Origin of the sequence: Helicobacter salomonis (assembly GCF_900197775.1) — a bacterium.
Classification (GTDB): Bacteria; Campylobacterota; Campylobacteria; order Campylobacterales; family Helicobacteraceae; genus Helicobacter; species Helicobacter salomonis.
Window position 1 is genome coordinate 1 of record NZ_FZMA01000017.1, and the last position, 6,254, is coordinate 6,254.

Here is a 6,254-nt window from a genome sequence, read left to right on the forward strand (position 1 = left end):
CTTTTATCCCATCCGAATCTTTCCAATAATCATCCACCCATTTTTTCACCATTACTTGCGCCTCTTTGAGTTCTAAGGCGTATAGACTGTGCCAAGAAAGGCACAAACTAAGCATTAAAAATAAATTTTTCATGACTCCTATCTCAAGGTTTAGCATACCGATCATCCTTGATCCACAACTTAACAATCTCCGTTCCTACAAACCTATAAAACCGCATAATATCCTATAAAATTCTATCAATAGAAAAAAATCTTAGCGGTTTTTGTTGTGTTCCTGTTTCCACCATGCTGGTTACTAAGCCATTCTTTGCAAAATCGCCTAGTAGAGCCGTCATGTCCGCTAGGCTAATTCAGCGGGAACTCCACTTACTAAATGCTTGACAAGATTGACACTTGCGTTAAAATCTCTATCCACCACAGCACCGCACGCCCCGCACTGATAAACTCTATCGCTTAGGGTTAAGTCTTTTTTCACACTGCCACAGCTAGAGCAAGTTTTAGAGCTGGGGTAAAAGACATCGGCTCGCAAGATTTCCCGCCCATAGCACTTCGCCTTATACTCCAAAAGGGTGTTAAAAGCAGAGATGCTGACATCGCTTAAAGCCTTAGCTAGTTTAGAGTTTTTAAGCATATTCTTTACTTTTAAACTCTCCATACAAAGGGTTTTAGCGTGCCTGACTAGGGCGGTGCTTAAGTTTGTGTAAAAAGTCGTTACGGGTGTTTGCAATGCGTGTATGTAGGCGGTTTAGGCGTAAGACAGCTTTAAGATAATTGCGCGACTTCTTAACTCCGTCATTCTTGGTTTTGCAATGCCGTTTTTTACTAAGTTGTCTGCTAAGTCTTTTGAGCGCTCTTGTCAGCCTATTTAAGGGCTTGGGTGCTTGTATCTGTAAGCCATTAGATAGACTAGCAAAAGCCTTTATTCCTGTATCTATGCCTAGAGTGTGGTTGTTTGCTATGGGTTTATGTGTGCGCTCAAACTCCTCTTGTGTAATGTCTGTTTGGATTGAAACATAGAATTTATTGCCTCTTTGCGTGATGGTCGCCCCATTGATTTTGCCTTTAAATCTTAGTTTTTCGGTCATTTTGATTTTAGGCAAGTTGGGGATTTTGATATAATCCTTTTTGTCGCCTTGAATGATTTTTACTTGGTCGCCCCCAATGTAAAAGCTCCCTTGATATTCTCTTTTGCGTTTAAAACGGGGATAGCTGACTTTACCCAATTTTAAATCTTTAAAGAACTTTTGAAAAGCTAGATTTAAGTGGTTAAAGGGCTGTGCTGTAGCGTATTTGGTAACTTCATAGACAAAGGGAAACTTCTCTTTTTTGCAAGCGTTAAATTCTTTCTTTAGGGCAAAGTGGTTAGATTTAATGCCGTTTTTGTAGTTTTCTCTCCACTTCGCAAGTCCTTAAGTTTAGGCAAGTCTAGCACACCCAAAAGCCTTTTTAAAATGGGTTTGGGCTTTGTTGTTAGGCTGTAGTTCAATCTTGTGGGTTAGGGCAAACATTGTTTTCTACCACACATTGTATCTCGTTTAGCAACTTTTTATTTTTGCGTGAGCGTGCACCATATAACCGAGCAGAAAACACGGTAATGATTTCCAACACATCTTTAGCGAGTTCCTCCTCAAAGCGGACATTTTCATCGCCTTGATTAATAACAATAACTTCCACTTCTTTAGCCTCACAGATAGCAAACACTAGCTCCGCTCCAAAGCGTAACAAGCGGTCTTTATGGGTCAAAACAAGCCTTTTGACTTGGCTCTCTAGGATAAAGTTGAGAAGTTTGGTTAAGCCTTTTTTATAGTAATTCATTCCCGAGCCTAAATCTTGGATCACTTCGTAATTAAAGCCCAACTTAGAACAATACAACTCCAAAACCTGCACTTGAGCGATTAAATTCTCTTTTTGGTCGGCACTAGAAACACGGGCATAGGCGATGGTTTTGCGCTTATCGTTATGAAAAACAATGTTTTTGTTGATATTTTTAAGACTCTCTAGCTTGTATCTACGCTCCCCACCTTTTGTATAGTTGTCGGGTTTTAGCAAGCCTCTTTTCTCCCAGTTTCTCAAAGTTTGGATACTGACACCTAAAACCTTACTCGCTTGTCCTATGGATAGTAAATTATTCATGCCAACATGCTAGCACCGATAAACTTAGAAATATATAAAAAATTTATAGATAATTATAGGATTTTATAGAATTTAAGTTGCTGTTTCAAGCCCTAATTGAAGTGCCCAATCTTGACTCCAAATATCGATCTAATGTGCGTCCAACTTGTTTCTTTATTCCTCTAAGCAATCGACGAAATGCCTTAAACACCTTTTCTCTCCTTAATGCAAACGCTTCAAAAGCACGCTGGTTATTCCAATAGTAGCGTGAAGTTCATTCTCGCTCATCACGAAGCAGTGGTAACAAACAAGTGCGACCATAAAAAAACTATTCACCTGACACGTACTATGTTGTCTTCGACATTGTATCCAGTGTGATTTAAACCTAAGACTTAACAAAACCGCAACGAAACCTTACCAAGTTTTTAAAACTCTTTGGCAGAAATCCTACTCTGCAAATGCACCGTGTTCGAGGAATGCGTTAGAACTCAAACTCTATAAAATCCCTACTATAGGAACACAAGATGAGAAGCAAACTCTCCCCTACAGGCAACATCAGCCAAGCAAACCCAAATGCCTTGGCATTTGGGCGCCTCACAAATGACCAAGCCTATCCAATTGAGCTTTAGCGAACTGGACAAACAAGCGCACAAGGTCGTGGTAGCAATCTCATTGGCTAAACATGGCCACTGTAGAGAGACAGGCTTGACATACTCTCCCATAACCAAAGTCAGGGGATTCTAACTTTAGTGGAGATCGCGGCTTCAAGCAGGACAGCTCCGTTTGGAGTCTTACACTCCCTATTCCAAAGGTTGATGCCCCAACCCCAAGGGTATTACCCCTTGATTGCACAAATATTAGCACAGCCATGCTGGTGCTAGCCAACTATCCCCATAGCTAAAGCTAGGGGCTTTACGGCGTGGCTGGCAAAATCCCCAAAACCTATGCCAACCCATTCTCAAGCAAGCCCCTTCCAAGCTCGATTCTAGTCTCTCTCCACCCTTCCATGCCAAAACAGCCAACATCCAATCATCCCCACTCCTAGCAATCCTAGCAATTCCATAAAGGGCCAAAGCTTGGGGTATGCATGTCCAAAAAACATACAACACAAGTCGATCACAATTCCACAGCTTGCACACAGCACCTGCGCATAGAAACCCCAAAATGCCATCCACTGTAAGGCTCTAAAGTCGCCTCTCCCACTCGTCCTTAGCACCATGGCTAAAACCCCTAACCATAACACACCCGTGCACAGCAACACGCCCCATAACACCGCTTCCAAAGTATTCATAGACATCCCTAGAGCCCAAGATATTTACATCCTAATGCAAAAGTTCACAATCATCCGTAAGCCCCCATGATCGGCACAAAGTCTAAATTATGAAGAAAGCATGCAAATATCTGCGTGTTGTGTACAAATACTTAACATTTGATGTTGTCACCACTCCAAAACCCATGGTGAGGACAATACCCCCAAACTCATCCATGCGATCTTGGATGCGCTGTGCAAACAATACTCTCGTAACTAAACCTGTTTGAACTGGGCATAGATTTCTAAGATGCGTTTTTCATCAAGCATGTCTGGATCGATTTTGTTGCCTAACAGTTTGGCGTGGTGGGTTTTGAATTCCTCTAGGGTGATCCACTCTAGGCTATCAACCATATGAATACGAGCTTTTTTGATAAAAGGGAAGTGCCATTGAGTGAGCTCTGAATCCCCAACAAAAATTTTATTCTTAAAGTTCTGTTTTTCAGCACATGCACTATCTATATTCCACACTCTAAACTCACAATTTCGATTGCAGTGCAAGTTCTGGTCTCCATGAGATTCAAGCCATCCAAAATCGTAAATATTGTGCACATAAACTCGCCCATCTTTAACTAGAAAATGGATTCTAGAATAACTTAGTATCTGGTCCTTATAATAAATGCTATAAAAACTCTTGTAAAGTTTTTTAGCATCATAAATGTGATCCACATCAATTTTAACTATCCATTCGTTTTTAGGAATAAAAGAGAGGACATAGTTACAATAGTAGTAAAATTGGTGATGAAAATCCTGAGGATCTTTAATTGTAATTTTATAGGGATAGGCCACTGGAACAAAAGTGGGAAATTTTTGACAGAAGTCTAAAATCAATTCTGCACTCCCGTCATCGCAATCATTATAGCCGATTACACCCCGTTGAATGGCTGGCAAAATAGAGTATAGGCAGGTTTCCAGAGTAGCGATCTCATTTTTAATGTGGATTAGTATGAACTTTTTACATCAGTGCTTTGTGCGCCGCAGAAAACCTTGGTAAACATTTGGCCCGTTGGAGACAGGGAGGACGCAAAGCGTGTGAGCAAGACCCTACCTTTGCCAAGATGGAAGCAGATATGTTCAATCTCGTGCCTGCTGTGGGAGAAGTTAACGGGGATCGGAGCAATTTTAGTTATGCGCAAGCCCCTAAGAATACACAATACACCCAATGTAGGAACTGTAAGGTCTATACGGACTTTAAAGAGAGGCGCTCCTACCCTGCTGATTATTCTCAGGGCTGGATTACACGAGCGTACTTGCACATGAGTCAGACCTATGGGATCAATTTGGCTAAGGCGGAGAGGCAGTTGATGGAGGCATGGGACAAAATGTATCCACCCAGTGCTTGGGAGAGAGAGCGTACAAGGATTATCAAAAGAGAGATGGGGTAATAGGGGGTTTTGAGATAGGTGATGATCTTGGGCTTAGGGTTTGGCATTAGGGTGTAGATGTGCGCTAGGTGCGCGCTGATGCATGAGAACATTTTTTGATGGTTTTTGGTATCACTTCGGTGAATCACCCACCCGCTAAAGACGGGTGGGTGATTCACCACTCTTTCTCTGGCAATTTGGTAATACAACTCTTCTTTCTCCACACAGAGCGTTTTTCTGTCATTTTTCAGCGCGCTGATTAAGGTTGTTCCCACTCCTCCAAAGGGATCCAAAATGCGATCATCAGGATTGCTCAAGGCCAAAACCAAGCGATCGACTAACTCGATGGGAAATTGACAAGGGTGGGCGGTTTTTCAACATGGTTGCTCTTAACATTAACAATATCCCAGATTTGGCTATCCCAATCTTTAGCCATAATTTCCCACACATCGGCTGGATTCTTACCCTTTGGGTCGCCTGAAAATTGCCCCCTCTTCGTCCCTCTAAAGTGACATTTGCCAGGATATTTGGCTGGTACGCGCACACTGTCCAAATTAAAAGTGTAGCTATCACCCTTACTAAACCAAAGAATACTCTCATAACGGCCACTAAACCTTAGTTTAGAATGCAGACCATGCCCAAATTTCCAAATGATGCGGTTTCTAAGTTTAAAGCCTAAATCTTTAAAGAGGGGGGTAAAAGTAGATGTCTAGGGGATAGACCTCTCTATTCTTAATGAAATTACCCACCTGCTATGCAATATTCCCCTCCTCTTTAAGTACCCTTTTGAGCTCCTTTAGTACGGACTCAAAGTTCGTTAAATAGTCCCCCAAACTTCTCGTCTTTTCATAATCTTTACCCATACTGTAAGGTGGGGAAGTGATGATAAGATCAAAATTAGCACCCTCTACCTGCGCCAGAATGTCTGAAACAGTCCCCTTGATCAGCATGACAACTCCTCGTTCTCTGTCCTGCCTTATTCTACCTTAGAATTTTAGAGTTATGTTTGTTACTAATAACAATTGCGCCAATATCGAATACAAATTCGTGTGGGGTGCACCTAAAAATTTGATCGCTGCCTTTCATTTGACACAAAAAGATGGTGTAATTGTATTCTATGATGAAATGGATAGATTTCTGGGCGTGTGCATTTCTGATGTGACTCAGAGCACAAATTAGACGATTAATTCTGCGCGGTGAATTACCCAGACTCTTGGAGGAAAGGTCCATTGTTTGCGATCTTTGTGACCAATTAGAGGGTTCATGCAAATGTTGCTAACCTGTGCAAAACTTTAACAAGTCTCACCAACGAGGAACTCAGTCAAGTGCAGACCATGGAGGAACAGGATAGTAGAAAGCCCAAGGGTTCAGAGTGGCAGACATATCCCAATGTGTACCATATGGCACAATAGTCCTGAGCGTTACGCCCCCGCCAAAGGCGGGGTTAGTGCGCTAGAGCAATCGTTCGG

Annotated in this window: 3 protein-coding genes and 3 pseudogenes; 1 reads left to right on the plus strand and 5 read right to left on the minus strand. The window is 42.0% G+C overall.

Translation table 11 applies throughout. The features are described from left to right. Positions 1-224: 224 nt before the first annotated feature. From C6H04_RS03615 to C6H04_RS03640, 4 genes and pseudogenes are all read right to left on the minus strand, one after another. Positions 225-1,508: pseudogene (locus C6H04_RS03615) on the minus strand (RNA-guided endonuclease InsQ/TnpB family protein). Next, a complete protein-coding gene (locus tag C6H04_RS03625; protein WP_104732354.1) occupies positions 1,483-2,133 on the minus strand; it encodes an IS607 family transposase in 651 nt (216 codons plus the stop codon). The pseudogene C6H04_RS03615 and the gene C6H04_RS03625 overlap by 26 nt, the downstream one beginning before the upstream one ends. Positions 2,134-3,097: 964 nt before the next feature. Further along, positions 3,098-3,403, minus strand: coding sequence for a hypothetical protein (locus C6H04_RS03630; protein ID WP_104696256.1), 306 nt, complete (start codon positions 3,401-3,403; stop codon positions 3,098-3,100). 234 nt (positions 3,404-3,637) lie between these two features. After that, on the minus strand, positions 3,638-4,369 hold the full coding sequence (locus C6H04_RS03640) for a beta-1,4-N-acetylgalactosamyltransferase (RefSeq protein WP_104732355.1): 732 nt from the start codon (positions 4,367-4,369) through the stop codon (positions 3,638-3,640). 29 nt (positions 4,370-4,398) lie between these two features. On the opposite strand from C6H04_RS03640, the pseudogene C6H04_RS03645 reads away from it, so the two are divergent. Then, positions 4,399-4,806 (plus strand): annotated as a pseudogene (locus C6H04_RS03645) (endonuclease); the annotation flags it as partial. A 152-nt stretch (positions 4,807-4,958) separates the two neighbouring features. Here the strand turns inward: C6H04_RS03645 and C6H04_RS03650 are convergent. Then, positions 4,959-5,735, minus strand: a pseudogene (locus C6H04_RS03650) (DNA-methyltransferase); the annotation flags it as partial. Positions 5,736-6,254 lie beyond the last annotated feature (519 nt).